Source organism: Synechocystis sp. PCC 6714 (assembly GCF_000478825.2).
Lineage (GTDB): Bacteria > Cyanobacteriota > Cyanobacteriia > Cyanobacteriales > Microcystaceae > Synechocystis.
Map to the genome: position 1 here is coordinate 1,492,247 of NZ_CP007542.1, position 26,563 is coordinate 1,518,809.

At 49.1% G+C, this 26,563-nt stretch carries 20 protein-coding genes; 13 read left to right on the forward strand and 7 right to left on the reverse strand.

Annotation, left to right across the window (positions count from 1 at the left end; genetic code table 11):
- Nucleotides 1-10: 10 nt before the first annotated feature.
- The gene (locus tag D082_RS06680) at nt 11-256 is read right to left on the reverse strand and encodes a DUF4926 domain-containing protein (RefSeq protein WP_028948470.1); all 246 of its coding nucleotides are present in this window, start codon (nt 254-256) and stop codon (nt 11-13) included.
- A 19-nt stretch (nt 257-275) separates the two neighbouring features.
- The gene (locus D082_RS06685) at nt 276-623 is read right to left on the reverse strand and encodes a DUF6883 domain-containing protein (protein WP_028948471.1); all 348 of its coding nucleotides are present in this window, start codon (nt 621-623) and stop codon (nt 276-278) included.
- 92 nt (nt 624-715) lie between these two features.
- On the opposite strand from D082_RS06685, the gene D082_RS06690 reads away from it, so the two are divergent.
- The 3 genes from D082_RS06690 to D082_RS06700 all read left to right on the forward strand — a co-directional run bounded on the left by D082_RS06690 (nt 716) and on the right by D082_RS06700 (nt 5,687).
- Complete coding sequence (locus D082_RS06690) at nt 716-3,229, forward strand: sigma 54-interacting transcriptional regulator (protein WP_028948472.1); 2,514 nt, start codon at nt 716-718, stop codon at nt 3,227-3,229.
- A 104-nt stretch (nt 3,230-3,333) separates the two neighbouring features.
- On the forward strand, nt 3,334-4,686 hold the full coding sequence (locus D082_RS06695) for a DUF4335 domain-containing protein (protein ID WP_028948473.1): 1,353 nt from the start codon (nt 3,334-3,336) through the stop codon (nt 4,684-4,686).
- A 140-nt stretch (nt 4,687-4,826) separates the two neighbouring features.
- Nucleotides 4,827-5,687, forward strand: a complete 861-nt coding sequence (locus D082_RS06700; protein ID WP_028948474.1) for a glycosyltransferase family 2 protein — start codon at nt 4,827-4,829, stop codon at nt 5,685-5,687.
- Here D082_RS06700 and D082_RS06705 read toward each other — a convergent pair.
- Entirely contained in the window at nt 5,684-10,942 is a 5,259-nt protein-coding gene (locus D082_RS06705; RefSeq protein ID WP_028948475.1) for a translocation/assembly module TamB domain-containing protein, read from the reverse strand. The genes D082_RS06700 and D082_RS06705 overlap by 4 nt on opposite strands.
- 325 nt (nt 10,943-11,267) lie before the next feature.
- Here D082_RS06705 and D082_RS06710 point away from each other — a divergent pair, with 325 nt between their 5' ends.
- From D082_RS06710 to D082_RS06720, 3 genes are all read left to right on the forward strand, one after another.
- Entirely contained in the window at nt 11,268-11,939 is a 672-nt protein-coding gene (locus D082_RS06710) for a class I SAM-dependent methyltransferase (RefSeq protein ID WP_028948476.1), read from the forward strand.
- An 82-nt stretch (nt 11,940-12,021) separates the two neighbouring features.
- Nucleotides 12,022-13,491, forward strand: a complete 1,470-nt coding sequence (locus D082_RS06715) for a glycoside hydrolase 100 family protein (protein ID WP_028948477.1) — start codon at nt 12,022-12,024, stop codon at nt 13,489-13,491.
- 149 nt (nt 13,492-13,640) lie between these two features.
- The gene (locus D082_RS06720) at nt 13,641-14,642 is read left to right on the forward strand and encodes an adenosine kinase (RefSeq protein ID WP_028948478.1); all 1,002 of its coding nucleotides are present in this window, start codon (nt 13,641-13,643) and stop codon (nt 14,640-14,642) included.
- Between the two features lie 175 nt (nt 14,643-14,817).
- Here the strand turns inward: D082_RS06720 and D082_RS06725 are convergent, their stop codons facing one another.
- Complete coding sequence (locus tag D082_RS06725) at nt 14,818-15,426, reverse strand: ATP-dependent Clp protease proteolytic subunit (RefSeq protein WP_028948479.1); 609 nt, start codon at nt 15,424-15,426, stop codon at nt 14,818-14,820.
- A gap of 113 nt (nt 15,427-15,539) precedes the next feature.
- On the reverse strand, nt 15,540-16,217 hold the full coding sequence (locus D082_RS06730; protein WP_028948480.1) for an ATP-dependent Clp protease proteolytic subunit: 678 nt from the start codon (nt 16,215-16,217) through the stop codon (nt 15,540-15,542).
- 608 nt (nt 16,218-16,825) lie between these two features.
- Here D082_RS06730 and D082_RS06735 point away from each other — a divergent pair.
- Both D082_RS06735 and D082_RS19300 read left to right on the forward strand, forming a co-directional pair.
- Complete coding sequence (locus D082_RS06735; protein ID WP_255356939.1) at nt 16,826-17,347, forward strand: cytochrome b; 522 nt, start codon at nt 16,826-16,828, stop codon at nt 17,345-17,347.
- Nucleotides 17,348-17,564: 217 nt separating this feature from the next.
- Entirely contained in the window at nt 17,565-17,690 is a 126-nt protein-coding gene (locus D082_RS19300) for a hypothetical protein (RefSeq protein WP_255356940.1), read from the forward strand.
- Between the two features lie 6 nt (nt 17,691-17,696).
- Here the strand turns inward: D082_RS19300 and dapF are convergent, their stop codons facing one another.
- Nucleotides 17,697-18,536: a diaminopimelate epimerase gene (gene dapF, locus D082_RS06745; protein WP_028948483.1), complete on the reverse strand. Its 840-nt coding sequence runs from the start codon at nt 18,534-18,536 to the stop codon at nt 17,697-17,699.
- 81 nt (nt 18,537-18,617) lie between these two features.
- Here dapF and D082_RS06750 point away from each other — a divergent pair, with 81 nt between their 5' ends.
- Complete coding sequence (locus tag D082_RS06750) at nt 18,618-19,424, forward strand: glutathione S-transferase family protein (RefSeq protein WP_028948484.1); 807 nt, start codon at nt 18,618-18,620, stop codon at nt 19,422-19,424.
- A gap of 30 nt (nt 19,425-19,454) precedes the next feature.
- Here D082_RS06750 and D082_RS06755 read toward each other — a convergent pair whose 3' ends face one another.
- Nucleotides 19,455-21,380, reverse strand: a complete 1,926-nt coding sequence (locus D082_RS06755) for a ShlB/FhaC/HecB family hemolysin secretion/activation protein (protein ID WP_238546870.1) — start codon at nt 21,378-21,380, stop codon at nt 19,455-19,457.
- A gap of 397 nt (nt 21,381-21,777) precedes the next feature.
- Here D082_RS06755 and D082_RS06760 point away from each other — a divergent pair, with 397 nt between their 5' ends.
- The 4 genes from D082_RS06760 to D082_RS18055 all read left to right on the forward strand — a co-directional run bounded on the left by D082_RS06760 (nt 21,778) and on the right by D082_RS18055 (nt 26,554).
- Nucleotides 21,778-23,400 (forward strand): Ppx/GppA phosphatase family protein, encoded by a 1,623-nt coding sequence (locus D082_RS06760; protein WP_028948486.1) that lies wholly within the window; start codon nt 21,778-21,780, stop codon nt 23,398-23,400.
- Nucleotides 23,401-23,581: 181 nt separating this feature from the next.
- Nucleotides 23,582-24,040: a Holliday junction resolvase RuvX gene (ruvX, locus tag D082_RS06765; protein ID WP_028948487.1), complete on the forward strand. Its 459-nt coding sequence runs from the start codon at nt 23,582-23,584 to the stop codon at nt 24,038-24,040.
- A gap of 112 nt (nt 24,041-24,152) precedes the next feature.
- Nucleotides 24,153-25,802, forward strand: coding sequence for a sodium:proton antiporter (locus D082_RS06770; RefSeq protein WP_028948488.1), 1,650 nt, complete (start codon nt 24,153-24,155; stop codon nt 25,800-25,802).
- A 14-nt stretch (nt 25,803-25,816) separates the two neighbouring features.
- On the forward strand, nt 25,817-26,554 hold the full coding sequence (locus tag D082_RS18055; RefSeq protein ID WP_081857624.1) for a DUF190 domain-containing protein: 738 nt from the start codon (nt 25,817-25,819) through the stop codon (nt 26,552-26,554).
- The last annotated feature ends 9 nt before the right edge of the window (nt 26,555-26,563 follow it).

The following is a 26,563-nucleotide window of genomic DNA, read 5'->3' on the forward strand; positions in this document are numbered from 1 at the left end:
TTAGTACTGCTTAACGTTCTAGTAAAATTGGCTGATCGTGTAAAGCCATTAATTTTTCTCTGGGAACCGCCAACATGGCATAAGCCTGACCATCTCCATCTGCAAATTCGACTTCAAAAGCTTCCCCTTCGCCCAGAATCTCAATAATTGTCCCAACTTGTCCGTGACGCAATAGAATTGGCTGGTTGGTCATAAAAAGCTTGGAAGTGATATCTTCTTTTAACGCCACAAGATTATGTAGCTGCAGGTTGTCCATAATTATAATTTCCTCAATACTAATTGCGAATGGGATAAACACTGGTTAGTCGAGGATAGGTCTCTCCAGGACGAATTATCCAAGCACTAAGTATTTGTGCTGTTCCGACGGTCGTGGTCATGGGAAAAACTGCCACATAACGCTCTCCGTACTGATCAGAATTTGTCAACTCAAAGTTTTTGTAATGGGCAGCTACTTCTCTGAGCTTAGTAATAAGAAAATCTTGGTTATTTATTGTTATACCTAATTTAGCTCGAAAAAGTCTAGCTTTATGTTTGCCATTAGGATGGGTCAGGCTAAGGGAATATGTCTGTAGTTTATCAGTTATTTGCTTCACATCAGCTTGGTCTCCGTAGGGCAATTTCATAACTTAGATTAAGGATATTCCAGAACTTAACTCAGGATAGAGGTTACGGCATCGATTAGTATGATCATAGGTTTTTCCTTAGAGGTTTTGCCATGATCGATCGCCTTTCTCCTTTACTTACATTGCTCCAACAACGCACAGAATTAGGCCAGCTTCCCCCGGACATACTAGAGGCGATCGCCAACCAATTAATTGGATTTTCCCTGGGTACAGGGGAAAGTTTACCCAAAAGTAGGGATCAAGGGAAAGGGACCGACCTTTATATTCTTGGGCAAGGACAGTTGCAGTCCGACACCAGAAAGATTTGTTTATTGCCGGGGGCGATCATTAACTTAGAAGCTTTCATAATTGATAGTCCCTGGGAACAGGATTTTCTTGCCCTTACTGACTGTGAGTTGTGGTGTTTACCGGAGCAAAAAATGCGGCAATTACTCCAGGATTACCCCCAAATAACCCAGGCTTTTTCCCAACAATTGGTGCAAGGATTGAAAGAAATTAATGCCCAACTATCCCTTGAACAGGAAAAACAAAAAATTGTCCGCCCCTACCTTGTGCCAGCTGCTAAGCGGGCCATCATGGGCAAAAGTCGCTACGCCCAAAAGCTACGGGAACAAATTAAAGCGGCGGCGATGGATCAAAAACCAGTCTTGTTATTTGGTGAACCTGGTTTAGAGAAAGATAATACGGCAGCTTTGATTCATTTTGGCTCAGCGGAAGCCCAAAAGTCGGTGATGGTGAAGATAAATTGCGCCTTCCTCTCCGCCAGTGGCCAAGAGTTATTTGGTAGTAGCCAAGGCAGACCAGGGCTTTTGGAAGCTTTAGACCAGGGCACCCTATTGTTAAATAATATTCAGGAGTTAAATCCCCAGCTTTTACCGGCGATCGCCAATTTGATTTGCGAAGGGATATATCAACCAATTAGCTCCCCAGGGGAACCACTGCCCCCCTTCAAAACCAGTCGGGCTAAGGTGATTGCGGTGGCAGAAAATATTATTCCCAAACTGACACCTTTATTTGAAAACACGATTAAAATTCCTCCCCTCAGGGTGAGAAAAGCGGATATTGAAGATTATTGTCACTATTATTTATCCTTAATTTGCCGCTCCAAAGGCATTGAAGTACCCGCTTTAGCTCCGGAAGCTTTACGAAGATTGCAAGCCTACGATTTTCCCAATAACATTCGGGAATTAAATAATCTGATCGAACGGGCAGTGACCCAACTCCAGGGAGATAAGGTAATTACTGAAGAAATTATTTGGCCATCCCAAAGTAAGAAACAATTATTTCGCCTCAACTTACTCAATCGCTATCCCCAACTGCGGCAATTTTTACGCAGTGCTTGGTGGCCCGATCGCCTCAATTATGGCTTTACCGTATTTGCTTTTCCTGTCATTGTGGCCATTCTTTTCCTCGGACCCCAAACTAGGGCTGAAAATTTTGCGTTGAACTTATTTTGGGCCTGGTGGTGGCCATTAGTGTTATTGGGCTTTATTTTTGTCGGTCGCCTTTGGTGCGCCGTTTGCCCTTTTATGATCTATGGAGAAATAACCCAAAAAATCTCCCTTTGGCTCTGGCCTAGAAAGTTAAAAAAATGGCCTAGACAAGCGGCGGAAAATTGGGGCGGTTGGTTTTTATTTGCCCTCTTTGCTCTGATTTTACTCTGGGAAGAACTGTGGCATTTGGAAAATACTGCCTACCTTTCCGCTTGGTTACTGCTGCTAATTACCGGGGGCGCCATGGTTTGTTCGGTAATTTTTGAGCAAAGATTTTGGTGTCGCTATCTTTGTCCCATCGGTGGTATGAATGGCATGTTCGCCAAATTAGCCATCACCGAATTAAGGGCCCAGCAAGGAACCTGTTCGGCAGAATGTACTACTTATCAGTGTTATAAAGGAGGCCCCGCCAAAGGGGAAGGTCAAGCCACGGAAGGTTGTCCCCTGGGTACTCATCCCGCCCAACTAACCGACAATCGGGATTGTTTACTGTGTATGACTTGCCTCAAAGCCTGCCCCCATCGTTCAGTGGAATTTAATTTACGTCCTCCGGCGATCGCCATTGTCACCACCCACACTGTGCGCCCCTACGAAGTGGCATTATTGTTATTGCTACTCGATAGCGTTCTGCTAAGGAGATTACCCCAGTTTATTGAAGTTTGGCATTTGCCGCCGATGGGAACATTTACTAACCATGGTCTACTTTCCCTCGCCTTGCTATTTTTACCAGCTTTATTGCCACTGATGGCCTACTTTTTGATTCCCACCCCTAAAGTTGGGCAAAAGATCCCTTTTATTAACCTAGCCTATGGTTTATTGCCCCTGACGTTAGCGGCCAATTTGGCCCATTATCTCAACCTGGGTTTGGGGGAAGCAGGTCAGGTGTTAACCCTGGTGCCCAAAACTTTTCACTGGTCTTTACCCTTTGATTTACCAGTGTTAGTGGCAGACCCGGCGGCGATCGCCTTTTTGCAGGGCATGGTGCTTTTAGGGGGACTGTTATGGTCCATCTTTCTCAGTCAACAGTTGGGCAAACAATCCTTTTTTAGTCTTCTGCCCCACCATGGCACTGCCCTGGGCCTAATGGTAATTTTTTGGAGTGTTATCGTTTAATTGAATTGTTAGGGCTAACTTTCCTCACTTGAGCTTTGAGCAACTAACCTGGGTTTCGGGTAACCTGGATCAAACTGAGTGTGTTGACCGGGAGTATTTTCCGAATGAAGCTGGCGAAGGATGTACAACTAAGACGTTACACTCCCCCTACCTGTACTTTAGAACTGTGGCAAACTCGACGGGTGTGGCAAAGGCCCCCCCAAACTTTGCCCGGGGACTATCGTTTTGTGCTCCACTTTGACGATCCCCGTTTACCGGAAGTGGAACAATTTACCCTGGCCGGCACCCCGGAGGAGTTGGAAGCCTTGGCCCTAGCCGTGGAAACCTATCTCCAGCAACGCCTCAATCCTTTTTCTTCCCTCGATGCCAACAGCTACCAAGAACCGGTCTTCAATCCAGACGGGGAACCATCTTTTTGCCTCCGGCCCCAGGGATCATTGGGCCATGAACTGTTGGGCATGGGGGCTCCCATTACCTTTAACACCTCCCAGCTATATGACCTTATGCTGGCCCTGGAAAGTTTTCGCCTGCAGGATTTGGAGCCGAGCCGGATGCCTGGGCCCCTGCCCCAAGGAAATTCCCCTCAAAAGTTGCTGGGGTGGGGACTCATTGCCGCTGGCGGTGTGGCGGCGATCGCCGTGGGAGCTTCCTGGATGCGTCAACCCCAAGGGGAAGTAATAGTACAAGATAATTTCCAGCTACCGGTGCGAAGCCAATTTCAGTTCAACGAAGTTAGCTCCATGGTGCCCCCTCCACCCCGGGGTAATATCCCTTCCCCCCAATTGGCGGAAACCTTAACCCTACGGGACCCCCTCCCCTCCCCCAGTGCAGTGCTAGTGGGCACTCCGCCTCCCCGCAATGCCAATGTGCCCCTGGTGGTGCCCCCAGAAAGGGTACGCCCCCCGGATTTACAGGCTCCCCCAGCCCCCGGAGAAACGGCGATCTTCATTCCCGATCCCACCAACCTACAGCCCTTAACTCCCCCGCCGGAGCCACCTTCCCCCAATGCCTTAGCAATTTTGCCCCGCCCCGATGGTCAACCATTGCCCTACGGTGGTCAGGTTTTAGGGAATCCCCCTGATTTGCCCTCCCTGCCTCCGGCATCCAATCCCGTCAGTTTTCGGCCTCCCCGGCCCCGCCCAATACCTCCCCGTTCCACCAATTTGCTAGATACCATTCCCCAGGTGGGAGAGGTACGTCAGTTTTATCAACAGCGGTGGCAACCATCGGAAGATCAAACCCAAACCCTGGAATATCGTTTGCAAATCAATGCTGACGGCATGGTGGAAAAAACTGTCCCCTTGGGGAGGGCTGCGAGTATTTACATGGCCCGCCTGCCCCAGCCTACTCCGGGGGAACCCTTGGTGTCTCCTTTGGCCGATGATAGGGTGGAGACTATTCGTTTGGTGCTAACCCCCCTAGGGGATGTGAAAACTTTTCTGGAAGAACAGCGTTAATTTTCCGGGGGATGAACTTAACTTCTCTGCATGGGCTCATCAATCTAGTATGGGATTTTTTGACTAAAGTCTCCTATTTGGTCGATGGATTACTGGCCTAAAATAAGGCCGGAAGGTTATTGATTTTTCACCATTGCACCATGGCCAGTCAGCCCCTAGTGAGCATTATTGTCCCCGCCTACCGGGCTGAAGGTACCATTGCTTTTACTATTCGTAGTGTGTTGCAACAAACCTATGACCGTTGGCAGGTGGCCATCGGCGTAGATGACCAGGTGGACTATCTGCAACTCCTAGCCCAGCAGGGCATTGATGACCCCAGACTGAAACAAGTTTTTACCGGCGGCATGGGCAGTGGGGAGGCGATCGCCAGAAATAAAGCAGTGAGCATCTGTGATGGAGACATTTTGGCCAACCTGGATGCAGATGATGCCTTTGCCCCCGATCGCCTGGAAAGATTGGTGCCCTTAGTGGAAGAATATGGAGTGGCGATCGACAATACCGGGGTTTATAACAGTGAACTAGTTTTGTACAAACAGCCCTTTCCCCAACGGCGGGAACTTAGTTTTGCCACAGCGGCGGATATTCTCAGCCCCCGCATTCCCTTTTTTCCTGTTTTTCAGCGGCGGTTTTTGGGCAATGGTTGGACAAAAGTGCCCTTTGCGGCGGATGTACTTTTCAATTTGGAGTTGTTGAGTCGTACGGAAAAAGTAGCCATCCATCCCGAACCCCTCTACCGTTACTATAAGCGGGACAATTCCATCACCCAGTCCGCCAATGCCTTTGAGACGGCGGAAAAGGCCTACTTGGCTATTTTGTCCCTATTGGACCAGGGAGCCTTGACTTTAACTCCCTCCATCCGCCAGGCGGCCCGCCAAGAATTTAGCGAAAATTTGGCATTGAATAAAGTTTTTCGTCGTTATATGGAAGAAGGCCGTTGCCAAAATTTAGAACAGTTTTTAGACATGACAAATAATGGTCGACAAATTATAGGGGAAGATTAAAAGCGTTTTTGGAATTCCACCACGCCCCGGCTGTCATTTTGAAAATTGCTGGAACCCCGGATCACGGTGCTATCGTTAACCCGGTATTCCAAACCCCACTGAGGTAGACGGTCAGAGTTAATAATTTTTTGCACTGAAACTCCTATTTGGGGGGTAAGGTCAATGCCCGCTTCCGCCGCTACCCCAATTTGATTCCCCTGGAGGCGATCGCCTTCGTTCATTAATGGGGTGGAGAAAATACGAAATTCACTCAGTCCCAAAGCCTCACCGATGCGACCCTGAACCGGGCCCAACACCGCTGATCCAGCTAAATTAGCCAGCCCCACCGTGGTTTGGGTACTATCTTGACCGAGGGTACTAAGTACACCGCCCCCTAGCAACGTAATAATTTCCTGGGGCGATCGCCGGGGGGTGCTGGTCAACTGGATATTGTCGTTAATCTCACTGCCATAACCGTTGATATGGGCTTGGATACGCACCGTTTGCAAGCTATCCTGGTTGGCACTAAAAGGCTCGGGTATCTCGGAGGATTGGGAGGGACGATTGTTGATATTCCGGCTTGTTTCGCTGACGGAACTGAGCAAATATAGATCTAGATAGGGATCTAGACCCCGCTGAGGCAGAAAATAAACCCTGTTATTTTGGTTATTATCCAACCTTAGTTGACTGGCAAAAAGATTTATTTGTCCCCCTTTGAGCTTAATTTCTCCCTCAGGACGTAAATTCTGTGGTGTACCATTCAGCACCATTTGGCCCGCGGCGGCAAAGTCCAAGAAGGGCAGATTTTGTACCCGGATATTCTCCGCCAAAACTAGGCTCAAATTATTGAATGTTAAACCCCGATGTAAAGACGAACCGGGAGCAATGGTAGGTAAGGTTTGGCCGATAAAAATACTGCCATTACCCAAAGCTAATTGGCCTCCCATTTGGGGAGCCATCGCCGTGCCAGTAATTTCCACCAACCCATCCAAAGATCCTTGGTAAAGATTGGGCAGATTCACCGCTAAGTTATTCAAGCTAAGTTGTAAACCCTGATCCACATTGGGTAGGGGATTTTGCAGGGGTAAAGTACCCGCCATGGCCAAGCTCCCACCGCTAATTTGCCCCGTTAAACTGGTCACCTGGAGAGTATTTAAATCCGCCACAATTTGGGCATTGACCTGGGTTAGGGGTTTGTCCGGTAACATCCGAGCGGCGATCGCCCCGTTTTGAATGGTAATTTCCCCCAAACCCTGTAGTTGATAAAGGGCTTGATTATAGGGATCAAGACGACCCAACAAAGCTAAATCTACTTTGCCCTCTCCCCCCAGCCAATTCAATTGCCCGTTACTAATTAGATCAATCAATTGGAAACTATCATTTTTTAACTTTAACGCCAGGGAAAAATGATCACTGGCGGGGGCTTGGCTAGCGAAGGGAAAAACGTAGGGGACACTGCCCTCTAGCCGTAACGGTTCCGTTAGGGAATTGACCAGACTTTGCAACTGGAAATTTAAGCGTCCCCCCTGGTAATTAAAATCTCCTTCGGTTTTTTCCAGAGCCAGGGGACCAAAACGATTATCTTTAATTTGCACTTTGCCCTGAAATTGCGGATCTTGACGGCTACCCTGGAGGCGCAAATTAGCAAACACATTGCCTTCCGGCGCTAAATGGGGCGGTATCTGTAAAAGTTTAGCCAGGGGGCTGAGGGGCAGTTGATGCAATTGAATTTCCCCCTCTTGACTCTCTGGCCCCAATGCTCCGGTCACCCGCAAAAAGCGATCGCCACTCCGTAGCTCTAAGGGGACAAGGCTAAGATTATTTCCTTGCCACTGACCGACCAATTGCAATTGTTCCAGATGATGATCACCCCACCGCCAACTTTGACCCGCAAGATTAAAGTTAGCTGCCAAAGGAGATTGGCCCCGTTTCTCCACGGTAATTTTGCCTTGCACTTGGCCCTGCAATTGATCTAAATCCGGCCAGGGTTTCTGATGAGTTTCTGTTTTAGGTAAGCTAGCTTCACTTAGAGCTAGTTGATTAAATTGAGTCGCCAAATCATCCAGGGCGTTGCCCACACTAACCAACGGCGGCAGATTTTCTTGGTCTAAATCCTGCTCCACTTCACCGTACAAATCCTTAGCAGTACCGTAGGTGGGGGGCTGAAAACCCCGGCTAAAATCTTCCCAGGTGAATAGTTGCAGGGCAGTCAAAATATCTTCAACCTGGCTCTGGCGAAAACTAATTTCCCCGCCCCATTGGGGTTCTTCTCCCTGGAAATTAGCTTGTCCCTGGATTAATACTGTGCTCCGGCCATGGCGTAAACGGCCATTTTCCATCGTTAGTTGCCCCTGGCCGTAGCGGAAATTTCCCGTCAGATCCCGGGCTCGAAAATTGCCCCAGCGGGGTTGCTGGATATTGACCCGACTGGCGATCGCCGTTTTTTGGGCCAGGTCGAGCTGAAAATGACCGGACAGTTCCCCCCCCCAGGATTGACTCTGGAGTTTCCCTAAGGAATCCCTTAAGGATTTGTCGCCATCGGGCACAAGGGTTAAAACCAGGGGCAGACTATTCTGTAAAGCTTCCAGTGGCAGGGAACGGGTCGTTAAAGACCAGTGGTCAGCCTGCTTTTGCCCCACCAATTGTAATGGCCCCCGCTCAAACAGCACCGCCGTTGGTTGTTGCTTGGGGTCTAGGCTGAGGGCAATTTGTTCTTCTTGCCCCTGGAGAGCTAGCTGTAAACCCTCAGTATTTCGTTCTACTTTGCCGCTTAAATGGGGTGCAAACTGAAAATTTCCTAACTGCAAATGGTTAACCGCCAACTGGCCTTGCCATAGGGGTTGCTGACCAGAGCCGGTTATCTGGCCGGTAAAATCTAAATTTCCTGTCAGGGGAGCCGCTTTCGGAGTGGGAACAATCTTGGCCAGGGGTAAATCCTTCGCCTGCACCTGGAGGTTAATAGCTTTCACTGCCGCTTGAAAATCAAAACCGGATTGAACTGCGGCAATGGGAATTTGTAAATTTCCTTGGGCCTGCAGACCTTTGCTACGGAGTTGGCCTAAGTTAAGCCGAGAACCTTGCCAATCAAAGGCTACAGCAACGGGTTCCGATAATAGTTGCCAGCCCTGGGAGCTGCTTAAATTTCCCTTTAAGTTTGTTAACTGAGCCTTTTCCCCAGTCCATTGCCCCATTAGGGCTAGCTGCCCAGCTAATTGCCCCGGTTGAGGGATCCGCAAAGCCCGCCAATCTATGCCTGCTGTACTAAGTTGGGCGCTAAATTGCTGGTCTTGAAAGTTAATTTGCTCGATGTTGACCCTGCCCTTGGGGGACTGCCATTGGCCCGAACCGGCTAAACTCCATCGGGAAATCGGTTGATCAAGCTGACCTTGCCCAGTCCATTGGCCAGCTAAATTGCCTAACCAATGTTGCTCCATGCCTGGCAAAGTGCCTAGGGGAATATCTGTGGCGGTAAAACTTCCCTGCCATTGTTTGCCCTGGAGCTGAAACTGATTGATTGCCACTAACCCCTGGGGCAAAGTTACCCGGCCTTGACCCTGCAATTGCAATGGTTGCTGATTTTGGCGATCGCCTTTTACCTGCACCTGGCCCTGGAGTTTGCCCCGTTTAAAACTAGCTGGAATAGATGGGGAAATGTGGTTGGTTAAAGCCCCTAGGGATAAATTTTTCAGGTGAAAATTGCCCTGCCATTGGCCCTGTTGGTAGGTAAAATCATCGGTTTTGACTAATCCCCCGGCGAGGGAAAAGTTGGCTGTAGCTTGGGCTTGCCAAGTCTGGGGATCGGATAATTTTCCAGCAACTTTAGCTTGCCCTGAAATAGGTAAAATCGGCGGTAATTGAGCGTTTACATCCCCCTTTAACCAAGGCCGAGCATCAACATTTTCAGCTTTGATTTGCAGTTGAAACGGTTGCCATTCCAGTTTATTCCCCTTTCTTTGGGCTTGAATTTGTCCTGATCCCGTTAGATTGCCGCCGCTGTGGGGCCAGGCTTGGAAGTTTTTAATTACTACTCGATCGCCCTCGAGGTTGAGATTTGCTTGTAAATCATCTAGGGCTAAGTTTTCGATCTGGAGGGAATTTTTGCCTGCTTTTTGTAAGGCAACACTAATTTGGGGCTTTTCCAACGGTCCTTTGATGACCACCGTGGAAACCAATTCACCACTGAGGGGAAAGGTGGCGGGGGGAAATTGTAACCCTTGGAAAATTTTCTTGGTCTCCAACGGCGCTGTGGCGATCGCCAGGTTAAAACCGTCCTGCCAGTCGATGTATCCTTTGCTTTGGGCTTGGATTTCCCCGAGTTGTCCCTTCACTTGCCCCAGTTGAATTTGGCGACCTTGGAAAATTAAGGGGCCATTGATGGCGGTGAGGGGGCGGGTCAATTGGGGCAGTTTCAAGCTAGCTTGGTGTAAATTTACCTCCCCATCCAGGGAAACCAGTTGTTGATCCTCAACGGCGATCGCCAATTGACTATCTAGACTTCCCCCCTGAAAATCCAGGGGCAGAGGCAAAATTTCCTTCAGGGGAGTGAGAGGTAAATGGTGAGCATCAACCTGGAGGTGGAGACTTTCCTTGGCTAAATCAACCTTCCCCACCAAGGCTAGGTGACTGCGGCGGTGAACAACGGGCAAAAGTTGACCTTGGAGGCGAAATGCCAAGACTTCCTGCTCCGGTTCCTGCCAAAACTGAGCATTGTCCAACAGCAGTTGAATGGGTCGATTGAGGCTTTGGTCACCATTGCGACTGACTATAGTGCCCTCACCACGGTGGACAATTAATTTTTCCAGTTGAAAGGGAAAATCTTCGGCTAATTGTCCCATTTCCGTGTGCCACCATTGCCCCGACCGTCCCTGTTCTAAATAGGCTTGGGGTTCTATGGCGGTGATGGTCAGCCCTAGATGTTGATCCTGCAAATATTGCCAGGGGTTATAGCCAATTTTTAAGCCCTGGAGTTCCACCCGGGTGGGGTCAGTACTTGTAGCGGGAATGCTGGTGGCGCCAAATTCTAGATGGGTCAAAGAAACGCCAGTTAATGGCCCCAATGCCACTGGACGATTTAAAAAATGCTCAATGGCATTCCCCACCAAAGGGGATACTTCCCGCTGTAGCCAATAATTGCCGTAGGTCACTGCTCCGGCGATCGCCACCACCAGACCACTGCCAAAGCCCAACAGAATTGGCCGCAGAAGAGCTGCCCTGGAATGCTTAGCCACCAGGGGTAATCCCAAAGGGGATTCAGACTTTTGGCGATCGGTGACCATAGTTTCCGGCCCGATTTATCCCTCACAACCACCATGCTAGGCTAACACTAGCCAACCGGATCTAGGACGGTGCCAATCTAGGTATAGCCCATAGAACACTTTCCCCAAGGGACGAAACAGTACCTTATCCTAGTTCCCCTTAGCGGAATTTTCTTGCCTAGAAATTGGGCAATGGCGATCGACGGAGTAAGCTATAAAATTACCTCCATAGATCCCCCCATGGTTACCGGGCTAGCCGAACCCAGGTTGTTTAATACTGGTAGCTAGGCTTTGCCGGGCCTAGGTTTGAATGGACATGGACTTGCTCGCAGTTGTTGTGTTTTGTATGCAAACCCCTTCCTTTCTTCCTCCAGAAACAGACCACCAAAGATTACAAGAAATTTGGGAGGATGGTTTGGCCATGCAGTACCTAACACCTTTGGCGGGCAATTATTTTCCCTGGAGTGGCTACGCCCTCCGTCCCAGTGGTTTGGTGCAAATTCTCAACACCATTTTAATTCGCCAATATTTGACCGTTGTGGAATGTGGGGGCGGGGTTTCCACTTTTTACATTGCCCGTTTATTTCGGCAAAATCATCTCAAGGGGAAACTGTACTGCATTGAAAACAATTTGGATTGGTTCCACTTTTTGCAGGACTCATTGGCAAGGGAAGGGTTGAGTAATTACGTCCATTTAATCCATGCTCCCTTGGCTCCCTGCGATCTATCTTTGGAAGGAATGGATTGGTACGATCGCCAGAAGATTCGACATCATTTACCGGATAGCGTCACCATTGACTGCCTGTTGGTGGATGGGCCGCCGGCCTACCGGGAGGAAATACAATATTCCCGTTTTCCCGCAGTGCCCTTTTTCCAACCGCAATTGGCTCCCCACAGCACTGTCATTTTGGATGATATTAACCGAGTAGGGGAACAGGAAATTCTCGCCCGTTGGCAAACACTACTCCAAGTCAATTTTGATAGCTCCATCGGCAATGTGGCGATCGCCCATCTATAGACTGAACAGGAAAGTGCAGTAAAGTGTCAAATTGGTGCAGAACCATTATGTTTGCCCCGTAGATTACCTTTAAGCTTTTGCCATGAAATCCCAACAGGCTCAACAAATACTAGACCAAGCCCGTCGTTTGCTCTACGAAAAAGCCATGGTCAAAATCAATGGGCAATACGTGGGGACCGTGGCGGCCATTCCCCAGTCCGATCACCATGATTTGAACTATACGGAGGTTTTCATCCGGGATAATGTGCCGGTGATGATCTTTCTGTTACTGCAAAATGAAACGGAAATAGTCCAGAATTTTTTGGAAATTTGCATCACCCTCCAGAGTGAAAGTTTTCCCACCTATGGTATTTTCCCCACCAGTTTTGTGGAAGCGGAAAACCATGAACTGAAAGCGGACTATGGTCAACGGGCGATCGGTCGGGTTTGTTCAGTGGATGCGTCCCTCTGGTGGCCCATTTTGGCCTACTACTATGTGCAAAGAACCGGCAATGAAGCTTGGGCCAAGCAAATCCATGTGCAGTTAGGGCTACAAAAATTTTTAAACCTTATTCTCCATCCAGTCTTTCGGGATGCTCCCACCCTATTTGTGCCCGATGGGGCCTTTATGATTGACCGTCCCATGGATGTGTGGGGGGCACCGTTGGAAATCCAAACCCTTTTGTATGGAGCGCTAAAAAGTGCGGCGGGTTTACTGTTAATTGATCTCAAGGCTAAAGGTTATTGCAGTCAAAAGGATCATCCCTTCGACAATTTCACCCTCGAACAAATCCATCAATTTAATCTCAGTGTAGATTGGCTGAAAAAACTCCGCACCTATCTGCTCAAGCATTATTGGATTAATTGCAACATTGTCCAAACCCTCCGTCGTCGTCCCACGGAACAGTACGGTGAAGAAGCCAGCAACGAACACAATGTCCATACGGAAACCATTCCCAACTGGCTCCAGGATTGGCTTGGCGATCGGGGGGGATATTTAATTGGCAATATCCGCACGGGCCGTCCCGATTTTCGCTTTTTCTCGTTGGGTAATTGCTTGGGGGCAATTTTTGACGTTACTAGCTTGGCCCAACAGCGTTCCTTTTTCCGTTTGGTGCTCAATAATCAGCGGGAATTATGTGCCCAAATGCCCTTAAGAATTTGCCATCCTCCCCTCAAAGATGACGATTGGCGCAGTAAAACCGGCTTTGACCGCAAAAATTTACCCTGGTGTTACCACAACGCCGGCCATTGGCCTTGTTTATTCTGGTTTTTGGTGGTGGCAGTGCTCCGCCATAGCTGTCATTCCCACTACGGCACGGTGGAGTATGCGGAAATGGGTAATCTCATCCGCAATAATTACGAAGTGCTTCTCCGGCGGTTACCCAAACATAAATGGGCCGAATATTTCGATGGCCCCACGGGGTTTTGGGTGGGGCAACAGTCCCGTTCCTATCAAACCTGGACTATTGTGGGTCTATTATTGGTACACCATTTTACAGAGGTTAACCCAGACGATGCGCTGATGTTTGACTTGCCTAGCTTGAAAAGTTTGCACCAGGCATTGCATTAGTTTGAACTACTGCCATCTAGTAAAGGGAACAGGGGAAATTAATTCCCCCCGGATTTGCCCAAAGGGAAGAAAGCGAATTCAACCATTGTCAGCCAAGCCATTCTGCCCTAGGATGGCATTCGTCACAAAGCGGAATCCGTGAGGTTGTAATGGGTCACAAGTACGATGTCTATGGCATGGGCAACGCCCTGGTGGATATGGAATTTGAGGTGACCCCAGAACAGTTGGTCAGTCTAGGCATTGAAAAAGGTGTAATGACCTTGGTGGAGGAAGAAAGGGAAAATGAACTGATTGCCCAATTGGCCCATCAACGGGGCAAGCAAAGTGGTGGTGGTTCCGCGGCCAATACCCTGGTGGCGCTGGCTCAACTGGGGGGCACTGGTTTTTACGCTTGCAAAGTTGGTAAAGATGAAGCGGGGGCATTTTACCTCCAGGATTTAAACAATTGCGGCCTAGATACCAATCCCCACCATGAGACCGCTGGGGAAGGCATTACCGGTAAATGTTTGGTTTTTGTCACCCCTGATGCCGATCGCACCATGAATACTTTTTTGGGCATCAGTGGTAGTTTATCCGTGGCGGAAATGGATTGGCCCGCACTAAAACAGTCCCAATACCTTTACCTGGAAGGCTATCTGGTCACTTCCCCCAGCGCCAAAGCGGCCTGCATTGAAGCCAAGGCGATCGCCGAACAGTCCGGGGTAAAAACCTGCTTGTCTTTATCTGATCCGAACATGGCCAAGTTTTTCCGAGACGGTTTAAAGGAAATGCTAGGGTCAGGGGTAGATCTACTATTTGCCAATGAAGCGGAAGCTCTGGAAATGGCCGACACCGCTGATCTCAACCAGGCGATCGCCTATTGTAAAACCATCGCCCGACGGTTTGCCCTCACCAGGGGCGGGGAAGGCTCATTGATTTTTGACGGGGAAAACCTATTGACCATTGGCACCCCAACTGTAAAACCCATCGACACAGTGGGGGCTGGGGATATGTACGCGGGAGGGTTTCTATACGGTTTAACCCACGGCATGGATTATGGAAAAGCTGGTCAATTGGCTTCCCAAACAGCAGCGAAGGTAGTTACCTGTTATGGTCCCCGGTTAGAAACGAAAACCCTACAGGAAATTTTACGATCCGTCCAGGTGGTTTAGGGTAGGAGGACTGTTTTCACAAAATCACAGGAAAAACGAGTCAAACTTTAGGGCGACCGTAGTCCCCACCCCCTCTCCTCAAATTTGCCTTAGCTTTAATCAGGGAGATGGGGATAGGAGCAGATGTTCTTACAAAAAAAGGACTTAGAACTTAGAAAACAGTCGGCAACTGAGCCTAGTTATTGCCCATGCTGGAGTTTTCGATTACTTTATCGATCAGACCATAATCCCTTGCTTCCGCCGCCGAGAGGAAATAATCCCGGTCAGTGTCCTTGGCAATTTTTTCCACAGTTTGCCCAGTGCGTTGGGCCATAATTTCATTCAACTGTTGACGGATACGGAGAATTTCCCGGGCTTCAATGTCAATATCCGTTGCCTGGCGGCGACCAGTGCCCCCCATGGGTTGGTGAATCATAATCCGAGCGTGGGGCAGGGCTAGGCGTTTACCCGGCGCCCCCGAAGCAAGTAAAAATGCTCCCATAGACGCGGCTAAACCAACGCAAATGGTGATCACTTCTGCTTTGATATATTGCATGGTGTCATAAATGGCCATGCCAGCGGTGACAGAACCACCGGGGGAATTGATATACAAATAAATTGGCTTACTCGGATCGTCGGAATCCAGATACAACAAAAAGGCCACAATCCGATTGGCGATCGAGTCGTTTACTTCTTGGCCAAGGAAAATAATCCTTTCTTGGCTCAGGCGGGTATAGATATCAATCCACCGTTCATACTGACTGCCAGGAAGACGAAACGGAACACTGGGAACACCGATAGGCATGGGTTTCTACGCTTAAATGTGGGAACAAAGTTTGAATAATCGACAAATGATCGATAACAGTCAGGGTTTTTCCAATGGAGCTTGTTGGGGATTTAGGAAAGAAATCAAATCGCCTAAATCACGGCCATCGGCTTGGGTAATTCCGCCGGGCTTTCCAAAACTCGGTCAATCAGGCCATAGTCCTTGGCTTGGGCCGGGGTGAGGTAAAAAGTCCGGTCCATATCCTTAGCCAATTTTTCTTGGGTCTGCCCCGTGTTAAGGGACAGAATTTCCAGCATAGTTTGCTTATTGGAAATGACTTCTTTAGCCCGAATTTGAATATCCGTAGCCTGACCCTGGGCCCCAGTACGATTTTGATTGAGCACAATGGTGGCATGGGGCAAACTAGCCCGATAACCCTTGGTGCCAGAGGAAAGAATCATGGCGGCAGTGCCCATGGCCTGGCCAATACAGATAGTATGTACCGGAGGTTTGATGTAGTTGAGGGTGTCACAGATGGCAAACGCTTCAGTCTCAAACCCCACTGCATCGCCAGTGTACCAAGAGGTGCCGGTGGAGTTGATGTAGAAATAAATCGGTTTATCGGGATCGTCAAATTGGAGATATAGCAGTTGGGCAATAATTAATTGGGTGACATCAATGCCGACCTGTTGCTTCACCTCATCGGAAGAGAAAAGAGGCATCCCCAAATAAACGATGCGCTCTTTGAGCAAAAGGGATTCAAGATCCGGCGGCGGGGTTTTAAAGGCCATGTCGCCATAGTAGGAGGATTGAACCGCAGTTATTTCCATGCTGTCAGGTTGGTGTCGATGGATAAAAAGGCGAGACCAGAGGAATGCCTTATTTGCCCGTGGATATTGATCACAATCATTTTCCTTCAAGTTTAACCATCTCTGCAAGTTTGCCCTCCCAAGAACCAGCTCCCATCATCATGGTTCGGGCAATGGTTTGCTCCTTTAGTCCCCATTGCCTGGCTTTGGAGGTAAACAACTAAAAACTTGCTCCAAAAGTTCAATTACCTATGAATGTCGTCACTGGAAATAGAATAATTAGTCATAGCTGCAATGTTCATTGACTTGTCAAAAACCAATGGGATTATTAGGCGGATGTCCTATTTTTAACGCTCCCCCATTGGCTTGAGGAAGACAAAAGAAGATTACTGTTTGCAAAGCTCTGGGCTAAAGGATAACGCAATCATTGTGGCGAGATTTTTAAAGTTAGAAGTCCCCGATGTCAGCAATCAAACCAATAAACAGAAAAAACTGTATACAATACCGTTGGGAATTCTATTGTTGACTACATTTTTTCGTATTTTGTTTTCTCAGTTACAATGAGCTCATCACCATTAGATCAAATACAGAAACGTAAACCAAGGTTAAATTCCCCCTTTCAGTCACTGATGCGAATCCATTGGTGGATGGCGGCCTGCTACGTAGTTCTATTTTGTACAGGCCCTTTGATGGTTAGGTTGGAGAGGGGACAGTTTTTACGCAGTGAATTATACGATGTCCACAAGTCCATTGGCGTATTGACCATGGCACTACTAACTTGGCGAATTTTGACACTATTACGGGTTTGGTGGCGAAAATATACGAAACGTATACCTAAATTGTCTCCAGCTTGGTGGGGAACTTTGAGTCTACACCTCAGCTTATATGTCTTCATGTGGGCAGTGCCAATTTCTGGATTTCTGTTGTCAAATTCCTTTAAGGCCAACAATGTTAAATTTTTGGGGATTACATTGCCAGATATTTTTCCTGAAAACGAAGCAATGATAGAAATTGGCCGCAATGCCCATTTCTGGTTGGCTTATACTTTCCTAGCTTTCATTGTCATACACATGCTTAATTATCGGAAGGTGATCAAAGCTAATTGGCGCAGGTGGGCCAATTTTGTCCGCAAATTTCAACAACTTACCTAAATTTTTCACTCAAAAACTAGCGCTATTATGCCCAACTTTCTGGTCAGACTATCTGCCATCATGGGAATGGGGTTAGGAGCAATGGTTGCCATTGTGAGTGGGGCCTGGGGGGTTATGCATATGGCGCATTTGACGGAAGCTAACATCCTGGTGCAACGGAAGGCACGCCAATCTTCCGCCCCTAGGGCAGATTACCTTCATAGCCGGAAGCCGGGAAATGACCCACCGTATTAACGTCTTTGCTGAAGGTCTATGGGCGTTGGGAGGCGGTATTTTGTACATCAACTGCCTATCCCTGTTACAGCAAACAAAGGTCAATAACAGTGGCGATCGCCAGGGTTAAATCATCTTAAATATCAGCATGGCCAGTGAAAACCCGTTGGGCGGGGCCGGTCATATAGAGGCGATTATCCTGGACAGACCATTCAATCTCCAGATTGCCGCCGGGTAACTCCACCGTACAATGGCGATCGCCTTTGCCCGTCAACACCGCCGCCACCACCGTAGCGCAGGCCCCCGTCCCACAGGCCAAAGTAATACCCGCTCCCCGTTCCCAAACCCGCATTTTCAGGCGATCGCCGGCTAAGACCTGGATAAACTCCGTGTTAGTACGCTGGGGAAATTGGGGATGGTTTTCAAACAAAGGACCAATCTCCGTCAAATTAAGACTGTCCACATCATCCACAAAGGTCAAACAATGGGGATTGCCCATGCTGACACAGGTCACAGCCCAGGTTTTTCCCGCCACTTCTAGGGGTAGATCCACCACCTTTTCCCCCGGTTGGGCTAGGGTGGTGGGAATAGTTTCCGCTAACAATTGGGGTTCCCCCATATCCACCTTCACCTGGCCATCGGCCAACAGTTGGGGCGTAATTGTCCCCGCTAAAGTGTGGATGCGATAGGTTTTTTCCTCCAGCCCTTCCAAATCGGCCAAAAACTTGGCTAAACAACGAATACCATTGCCGCACATCTCCGGCTCTGAGCCATCGGAATTAAAAATCCGCATGGTGTAATCCGTTTCCCCTTGCCCCGGCAAAGCAAAAATTACCCCGTCCGCCCCAACACCAAAATGGCGATCGCACAGTAGTTGGGCTTGGTCTGGGGTCAAGCAGGGAGTAGCGCTCTGACGGTTGTCTACCAAAATAAAATCGTTGCCGAGACCGTGGTATTTGCTGAAGCTAAGGGCCATGGGTAAAGAATGAAGTCGTGCTATGTTGGGTTGGGACCAGGGGTCCCCCTTGATTGTACACCTACTGCCGAAACCCCCACTATGCTTGAACTTTACCAGTTTGAACTATCCCAATATTCGGAAAAAGTCCGCCTCATTCTCGACTTTAAGGGTTTGGATTATCGGACAGTGGAAGTGGTGCCAGGGGTTGGTCAGTTGGACTTGCTCCGCCTTTCTGGACAAACCAAAGTGCCGGTGCTCAAGGATGGGGAGATTGTCATTGCTGACTCAACGGAAATTGCTCTGTACCTAGACCGTAAATATCCCGAAAATCCCCTTCTGCCCCACGATCCTGTGCAACGGGGTCAATGTTTGCTGATGGAAGAATGGGCCGACGAATCCATCGGGCTGAAAGGTCGGGTAGCTATGGTGGGGGCATTGAACCAAAATCCTGGTTTGCGGGCTTCTATTTTACCTAAACAAACCCCTGGTATTTTTAAAAATCTAGTCACGGCGGTGCCCCCGGCTATGTTAGACCTCCTGGGTAGTGGGGTTGGTTTCGGTGGCGATGCGGTCAAGGAAGCAATGCGGGGTTTACATCAGGATTTGGAGGCTTTAACTTTAATTCTGCAACATCAACCTTATCTAATCGGCGATCGCCCGACTTTGGCGGACTTAACCGTGGCGGCGTTGAGTATGGTGATTAAAATTCCCGGTGGCGATTATTTAAACATTGCCCAGGAACTAAAGGGTAAAGGCATTCCCGGTTTGGCGGATAACAGTGCCTACAGTGTATTTTTTGAATGGCGCGATCGCCTTTATCGAGAATATCGGCGCAGTCATCGGCAGAGCAATAACGGCGGCGGCAGCGGTGATAGTGGTTCCCCCACCACCATTAACATCGAGTAAATGGTCTCAGACCACACTATTTTCCCTACACTATTGTCCAAAGGGAGGGCGGTAATTTAGCTGGAAATATAAGCCGTCATTTTGCCAATTGCCGGTTAAATTATCCAACTTCACCACGGGAATGCCGTAGTCAAACCGGAAGCTAAGTCCAGTCATACCCAAAATATCGCGCCAGATAATGCCCAATCCAGGGCCCACCAGCACAGAATTAGGAGGCAGTTGGGTGGGGTTGCCAGCACTGTTCCACACCGCCCCAAAATCCACAAAGGGAGCTAGTTCAAACACTGATCGGTTCTCTCCGTCCCGGGCTAAAGTAATACGATTTTCCACCGAGAGGCGAATGCCATTGTCAGCGGAACGGGCATTTTGGCGATAGCCCCGCAGGGATTGTCCCCCACCGATAATAAACAGATAATCCGGTAGTAGACTATCGGGGGTGAGCTGCAAATCCGCCTGCACAATGAGCAGGTTATTATCGTCCAATCTTTGCAAGCGCTGGGCTTGCCCCAACCAACTGAAAAACTCTCCGCTGGGCTGGGGACTGGGATTGGTGGTGGCATCAAATAGTCCTGTGCCCAGGTTCATTTGGGAGCGGAAAAACCATAGCCCCCCCGGATCCCGTAGGGTATAGTCTTGGCCAAACTGAAATACACTAGTGCGGCTGATATTGGTTAAATCGGGACGATTAAGCCCCAGGGTACGACCGTCTTGGTAACGGAAACCAAAGCTAAGGGCAAACTCATCTGTCAAAGATGTCCAGAGGGGTTGGCGATAACTGATTTCGTAGAGGGGGTTACTGCCGGTGATATTGAACACATCGAAGGGGGACTGGGTGATGCGAGTCCAAGTGGGTACAAAGCGTAATTGCAGAGTACCGTCGGTGGGATTGAGGGGAACCCGATAGTTAAAATCGAGGATGTCTAAACCCCCTGTAGTGGAAACGTAGTAGCTCCCCGACAGGCGATCGCCAAGGCCAGTGAGATTTTTATAGTCCAAGTTAATGCCGACCCGTTCACTGCCCAAACTGATGGGGGAATAGTTATCAAAGCTGAGGTTGGCACTGAAGGGGAAAGCCTCCTCCACCGTGACGGATAAATTACTCAGACCCACCTTACCCGTGGGCAAAAGACTACCTTGCACCTTCTTCAGCATGGGATTAATCTGCAACAGCCGCAGACTTTCCTCCAACTCGCCAACATTGACGGGGCTACGAACTCCCCGGGCCACCCGGTCACAAATATAGGCCGGGCGCAAACGACCCCGACCCCGCACTTGGATGGATTCCACCTGACCTTCCACCACTTGAATTGGTTGTTGTATAAATCCTGACTCCGGATTTTGGTTCGGCTCCATCGGTTTGGCGATCGCCTGGGAAGTGATGTAACCGCGATTGATGTATAGCTGGGTAATGCCGTCTACTAAGCCTTGGTATAAAACTTCAAACTCCGCCGCCGTCAAATCCGGGGCGATGGTGAGGAGAGCCTTGGTGCTGGGGGGAGCCGTTTGCCAAGGTTGGAGGGCCGGTAGAGTTAATAACTCCGAAGCCGAAAATACCGTCATGCCCAGTAGATTAACTTCCACAGGCGTGCCATCCACCGAAGCTTTTAACAGAGGTATTGTCGCCCCGGCGGCTAGAGCGGAAGGGCTAAAGCCACAGGTGTCCACCGCTTCGTCTTGGGAGGGGGCAGATTCAGTACCTAAATTCAATGGGGGGGAGGAAGGAGATAGATCTACATCATCTTCCGAAGGTAACGGTTGCACCGGTGGGGTGGGAACCTGCCCTTGGCTGAGAAAAAATCCTTTTTGACTGAGGGCTCCTGGATCTCCACTCTGCTCAATAACATTAAGGGCAAGGGGGGAGGTAATACTCAAATTTTCAGCCAGAGCCCGGCCGCCCATCAGCAGGGGCAGGGAAAAGCACAATGTCAATTGCAGGGCATAACGGCAACTCAACATAGCCCTGGTAATCTCCGGTAATTGACGGATCAGAATGGAAGTCTAGGAACTATTCAGTTAAAGTTTAGAGGAGATATCCACCCCTCCGGCCATGATATTAGACGGATTACAGCCATAGGATGGTTTCAACAGAACTTTAACAGTATTATCGGTTTTTGTCAGCCCCGGTGGGGAACAACCAAAATGTGTCCAATCGCTGCCTATGGAAAGTTCTGATCGGGATTTTTTGCCCATGGCTTTGAGCCCAATTTTTTCACCAGTGGTGCTTTGCTAGGGGTTGATAACAATGGACAATGGGAAAACTGAGTTTGTGGCGGTGGATTGGCCCTAGGCTGGTGCCCAATGGTCTTAATCATGATCATCCCGTCCTATCTTTTTCCCTTGAGAGTGTTAACCCATGGCTCCTTCCCCTGCCCAGATTGTTGACCCCTGCATGTTGGCAGCGATCGACATTGGTACCAACTCCGTTCACATGGTCATTGTCCGCATTGATCCAGTTTTGGCCACCTTTACCATTGTGGCCCGGGAAAAAGATACTGTTCGCCTTGGCGATCGGGACCCCCAATCCAATAACCTCACCCCAGCAGCGATGAATCGGGCGATCGCCGCTTTGAAACGTTGTGTGGAATTGGCCAAGGGCTTGGAAGTGGAAAATATTATCGCTGTGGCCACCAGTGCTACTAGGGAAGCAAAAAATGGCCAGGATTTTCTCACCCGGGTGCAAACGGAAGTGGGGCTAACGGTGGATTTAATTTCCGGCCCCGAGGAAGCCCGGCGGATTTACCTAGGGGTCTTTTCCTGTATGGATTTCCACGAAGTTCCCCATGTAATGATCGACATTGGTGGCGGTTCTACGGAGCTAATTTTGGCCGATCGCCGGGATGTAAGGTTTTTAAGCAGTACCAAAGTGGGAGCGGTACGGCTCACCCAAGACTTTGTCCACAGCGATCCCATTGATGCCACCGAATTGGCCGTGTTGCGGGCCTATGTGCGGGGCATGCTGGAACGCCCAGTGGATGAGATTAAACAACGGCTCAAGGGAGGGGAAAAAGCTCAATTGGTGGGCACTTCCGGCACCATTGAAACCATCGCCACCATGACCGCTTTGCAAAAACAAAAAGAAGTTCCCAATCCCATTCAGGGTTACAGCATTGGCCAAAAAGATGTGGAGGAATGGGTCAAAAAATTGGCTGGTCTCAACTGCCAAGAGCGATTTGAAGTAGCGGGCCTGTCCGATCGCCGGGCGGAGATTATTTTGCCGGGGGCGGTGATTTTGCTCGAAGCCATGGCCATGCTGGAGTTGGACAGCATCACCATCTGTGAGCGGGCTTTGCGGGAAGGCATGATTGTCGATTGGATGCTTACCCATGGCCTAATCCAAGACCGGATGCGTTTCCAGGGAGAAATCCGCCAACGGGGGGTACTAAAAATTGCCCGCAAATACCAGGTGGATCTAGGCTTTGGACAAAGGGTCGCCCAATTTGCCACCAGCTTTTTCGATCAACTGCGGGGAGTATTGCACCATTGGGGCGAAACGGAACGGGAATGGCTCTGGGCCGCCGCTATTTTGCACAACTGCGGCACCTACATCAGTCATTCCGCCCACCACAAACATTCATACTATTTAATTCGCAACGCCGAATTGCTGGGTTACACAGAAATTGAACTGGAGTTAATTGCCAATATTGCCCGCTACCACCGCCGCAGTAAACCGAAAAAACGCCACGAAGATTACATAAAATTGTCCGAACCCCATCGTTTAGCAGTGCGGCAATTGAGTTCTTTGCTACGCTTAGCCGTAGCATTAGACCGTCGACAGGTGGGAGCCATTGAAAGCTTTGACTGTCAGTATGATCAAGATAAACGGCAGTTACATTTGCATATTACGCCCAAAGATCCTGACGATGACTGTGCCTTAGAACTGTGGAATTTGGATTATAAAAAAGTCATTTTTGAAGAGGAATTTAACACTAAAGTAGTGACAACCCTAGCAATTTTGCTCAGATCCAGTCAGGGTTAGGAAAAAGTTTGAAATGCCCCCTGGCCTCCCAACTATGTGGGAAATTCAATTCAAAGTCTCCCCGTATTGCCGTTGCTTGGGTGGGGAGATGTAGGGGAAAACTTAGACTTTTAAAGCCCTCCCTAAAACTAAACTTTCACCTAAGTTAAGGGGAGATTTTTCCGGAGTTATTTATGTAGTTATGGCCAAAAAAGTAGCGGCCCTGGGTTTAGATGTAGGGCGAAAACGCATTGGGGTGGCTGGGTGCGATGGCACTGGTTTGATTGCCACTGGCATTACCACCATTGTCCGCAGTTCCTACGACCAAGACATTGCCCAGATTAAACAATTGGTGGAAGCACGGAATGTTAATCTGCTGGTGGTGGGATTGCCCTACACCATGGCGGGGGAGATTGGCAGTCAGGCTAAACAGGTGCAAAAATTTGCCCGACGGGTGGCGGAGCAGTTAAATTTGCCGGTGGAGTATATGGACGAGCGGTTAAGTTCAGTGGAAGCGGAAAATCAACTCAAAGCCCAAAAGCGTTTTTCTAGCTACAACAAGGGTTTAATTGACCAACAGGCAGCTCAAATTATTTTGCAACAATGGTTAGACCTCCGGCGGGCTAATTTACAGGAAGATAATGATAACTCTGTCCAATAAAACTAGAGGGTAACTGAAAAAATAGTTGCTAGTATTTTTGACATATTGACTAGCCTTTGGCTACGATGGCTATGCCAAACTTGACGTAATTGTTTGCCCTTAAAACTAACTAATGTTATCTAGTATTATCGCCATTCTTCTGCTGGGTTTTTTCGTGGGGCAAATAGCTCGACGGCTCAAACTACCAGCTTTGGTGGGCATGGTGCTAGTGGGCATTATTCTCGGGCCCCAAGTGGGCGATCGCCTGAGTCCGGCCATGTTGGTCTTGGCGGATGATCTACGCACCATAGCAGTGATGGTGATTTTAATGAAAGCAGGGTTAGGACTAGACCGGGAAAAACTTAAGCAACAGGGTTCCGTTGCCCTCCGATTGGGATTTTTGCCCGCCAGCCTAGAGGCGATCGCCGTGGCGCTGATGGCTATGGTTCTGTTTCAATTTGACTTTGCCACGGGCTTATTGCTGGGGTGCATTATTGGGGCGGAATCCCCCGCGGTGATCGTCCCCGGTATGTTACGGCTCAAAAGTTTAGGCTGGGGAGTGAAAAAAGGTATTCCCGACGCAATTCTGACCGGCAGTGCTTTATCCGATGTCTTGCTTTTATTAGTTTTCAGTTTACTACTGGCTTTTTTAACCCAGGGGGAAGCAGAGGGTTTTAGGGTGGGGAATATCAGCCTCAGTCCGTTACAGTTATTGCCTTTGCAGATTGTTTTACAAATTGGTTTGGGGATTGTCTGCGGTGGGGTCATGGCCAAAATTTTGGTATCTTTGTTAGCCAAGCAAAATTGGACGCAAACGGCGGTGCAGGATGGTTTGGTGGCCGCATCCCTAGCCTTATTTTTAGTAGTATCCGCTACCCAGTTGCCCATTTTTTCTGGTTATTTAGCGGTCATGACCACAGGCTTTTTTCTCATTGAACTAGATAGTCCTTTGGCCCGGAGATTGCGGGGAAGCTTTGATGGGCTATGGACGATCGCCGAAATTTTTTTATTTGTGCTGTTGGGGGCAAGTATTCAATTGTCGGTGTTAGAAAGTAGCTTATTACCGGGCCTGCTCCTGTTAATGGTGGGAACATTGCTGGGAAGGGGATTGGGTTGGTACATTTCCACGTTGGGGAGTAATTGGAATAATCGGGAAAAATTATTTTTACTGCCGGGAAATTCCGCTAAAGCCACGGTGCAAGCTGCCCTGGGCGCTGTACCACTAACCCAAGGTATTGCCGGAGGAGAAGTTATTTTAGCCATGGCGGCCCTATCTATTCTGGTTACTGCACCGTTGGGAGCCTGGGCCATTCCCACCTTTGCCCCCAAGTTATTGCAGAAAGGGGCAGTGGACCCCACCAAGGTAACCGTTAGTCAATCCTTGACTATTTTGGCCGCAGTGGATACCTCGGCGATCGCCAAATCGGTTTTAACCAAAGCGGCTGAATTGGCCCGCCGTAATGATGCCAGGGTAATCGTTCTGCACGTAATCCAGTTGGAGGATCCCCCTGGGATGGAAAGGCTACGGGGACAAACAAAGGAAATTTTGGCTGATATTCGCCATCAATGGATTGCCACCGAGGGAGTAGTGGCCGAGCAAATTCTCCGCATTGCCCAGGAACAGGGAGCAGGGGAAATCATCATTGGCAAGCGGGGGCACAGTGTTTTGGATGACCTACTATTGGGTTCCGTTTCCCGATACTTGTTAGAAACCAGCGTTCTACCGGTTATGGTGGTGGAATTGGAGGATTGGGTTAGGCCATCTCCAGCGCCATTGAGTTAGGCTAGTCACCGTCCATGTACTACGCTGAGCAGTTAACCATTTACGTTACCGAGGGCGATCGCCTGGGGGGAAAACTTCTTTATCAGGCCTTAATTGAAGAAGCCCGCCAACTTGGTTTAGCCGGGGTAACAGTCATGCGTACAGCCATTGGCTACGGCCCCCGAAGTCGTCAGATTGCAGTGGATTGGACCCTGGAATTGGCCCCGCAAATGATTATGGTGCTAGTGGTTATTGATCAACCAACGGCGATCGCCAGATATGTTGCCAAATTACAAGCCTTAATTAAAAAGGGTTTAGTGACCAAAGAATTGGTGCAAATCGTACACCATGCCCCCATTGACCAAAACCCAGAAACTTTTTCCCCTTTGCTTGAGCAATCTGCCATGGATAACTTTAACAATTCCAACAATGCCGACCAAGCCACAGACTATGAAAAATTAACCATTTACGTGGGGGAAGCGGACCAATGGCAGGGACGGGCTGTGCATTTAGCCCTAGTACAAGAAGCCCGACGCTTGGGCATAGTAGGGGCTACGGCGGTGCGGGGGGCCACTGGCTACGGTAAGCATAATCAGGAAAGGGTGATGTTACTGGGGATTATTGAACTATCTGCTGACCTACCAGTTGTTCTAACTTTCATTGACCAGCGGGAAAAGATTGACCAGTTTTTGCCCATTGTGCAAGAAGCTGTACAAGGGGGAATTGTTTTGCGAGATGCGGTCAATGTGGTTCACCATGTCCCCAGCCATTAAATTATCGGC

Coding starts and splice junctions, on each gene's coding strand:
- D082_RS06680 (WP_028948470.1), bottom strand. CDS start 256: ATGGACAACCTGCAGCTACATAATCTTGTGGCGTTAAAAGAAGATATC.
- D082_RS06685 (WP_028948471.1), bottom strand. CDS start 623: ATGAAATTGCCCTACGGAGACCAAGCTGATGTGAAGCAAATAACTGAT.
- D082_RS06690 (WP_028948472.1), top strand. CDS start 716: ATGATCGATCGCCTTTCTCCTTTACTTACATTGCTCCAACAACGCACA.
- D082_RS06695 (WP_028948473.1), top strand. CDS start 3,334: ATGAAGCTGGCGAAGGATGTACAACTAAGACGTTACACTCCCCCTACC.
- D082_RS06700 (WP_028948474.1), top strand. CDS start 4,827: ATGGCCAGTCAGCCCCTAGTGAGCATTATTGTCCCCGCCTACCGGGCT.
- D082_RS06705 (WP_028948475.1), bottom strand. CDS start 10,942: ATGGTCACCGATCGCCAAAAGTCTGAATCCCCTTTGGGATTACCCCTG.
- D082_RS06710 (WP_028948476.1), top strand. CDS start 11,268: ATGCAAACCCCTTCCTTTCTTCCTCCAGAAACAGACCACCAAAGATTA.
- D082_RS06715 (WP_028948477.1), top strand. CDS start 12,022: ATGAAATCCCAACAGGCTCAACAAATACTAGACCAAGCCCGTCGTTTG.
- D082_RS06720 (WP_028948478.1), top strand. CDS start 13,641: ATGGGTCACAAGTACGATGTCTATGGCATGGGCAACGCCCTGGTGGAT.
- D082_RS06725 (WP_028948479.1), bottom strand. CDS start 15,426: ATGCCTATCGGTGTTCCCAGTGTTCCGTTTCGTCTTCCTGGCAGTCAG.
- D082_RS06730 (WP_028948480.1), bottom strand. CDS start 16,217: ATGGAAATAACTGCGGTTCAATCCTCCTACTATGGCGACATGGCCTTT.
- D082_RS06735 (WP_255356939.1), top strand. CDS start 16,826: ATGCGAATCCATTGGTGGATGGCGGCCTGCTACGTAGTTCTATTTTGT.
- D082_RS19300 (WP_255356940.1), top strand. CDS start 17,565: ATGACCCACCGTATTAACGTCTTTGCTGAAGGTCTATGGGCGTTGGGA.
- dapF (WP_028948483.1), bottom strand. CDS start 18,536: ATGGCCCTTAGCTTCAGCAAATACCACGGTCTCGGCAACGATTTTATT.
- D082_RS06750 (WP_028948484.1), top strand. CDS start 18,618: ATGCTTGAACTTTACCAGTTTGAACTATCCCAATATTCGGAAAAAGTC.
- D082_RS06755 (WP_238546870.1), bottom strand. CDS start 21,380: ATGTTGAGTTGCCGTTATGCCCTGCAATTGACATTGTGCTTTTCCCTG.
- D082_RS06760 (WP_028948486.1), top strand. CDS start 21,778: ATGGCTCCTTCCCCTGCCCAGATTGTTGACCCCTGCATGTTGGCAGCG.
- ruvX (WP_028948487.1), top strand. CDS start 23,582: ATGGCCAAAAAAGTAGCGGCCCTGGGTTTAGATGTAGGGCGAAAACGC.
- D082_RS06770 (WP_028948488.1), top strand. CDS start 24,153: ATGTTATCTAGTATTATCGCCATTCTTCTGCTGGGTTTTTTCGTGGGG.
- D082_RS18055 (WP_081857624.1), top strand. CDS start 25,817: ATGTACTACGCTGAGCAGTTAACCATTTACGTTACCGAGGGCGATCGC.